The sequence below is a fragment of the Chromohalobacter sp. HP20-39 genome (assembly GCF_033052815.1).
Lineage (GTDB): Bacteria > Pseudomonadota > Gammaproteobacteria > Pseudomonadales > Halomonadaceae > Chromohalobacter.
This window is the reverse complement of record NZ_JAWHTP010000572.1, coordinates 1-279: the sequence shown is the minus strand read 5'-3', so window position 1 is coordinate 279 and position 279 is coordinate 1. Positions and strand designations below refer to the sequence as shown.

Here is a 279-nt window from a genome sequence, read left to right as displayed (position 1 = left end):
ACGCCATAGCGAGTGCGGCCGCTGGCCGGAAGCCGCCGACCGGATTATTCGGCACGCGGACCGCGACGCAATGGGGAATCGGGGACGTGCAGATTCGGATTGCTCTGGCCTTCGGAGCCATCATGCTGGGAGCCAGCACGGTGATGCCCGCGCCGGCCCAGGCCTATCAGCTCGACACGGTGAATCTGGTCGGCTGCGCCCAGGAAGGCGGCGTCTGCCGGATGCCCTACGCGACCAACGTCTATTACGGCGTGCCCGGCCGGACCAACGGTCGGCCGT

General features: G+C 68.1%; 1 protein-coding gene. It reads left to right on the top strand.

Annotation, left to right across the window (positions count from 1 at the left end; all coding sequences use genetic code 11):
* Positions 1 to 86: 86 nt before the first annotated feature.
* Positions 87 to 279: hypothetical protein (locus RVY79_RS19240; RefSeq protein ID WP_317466164.1), on the top strand; the 193-nt coding region annotated here is incomplete at its 3' end.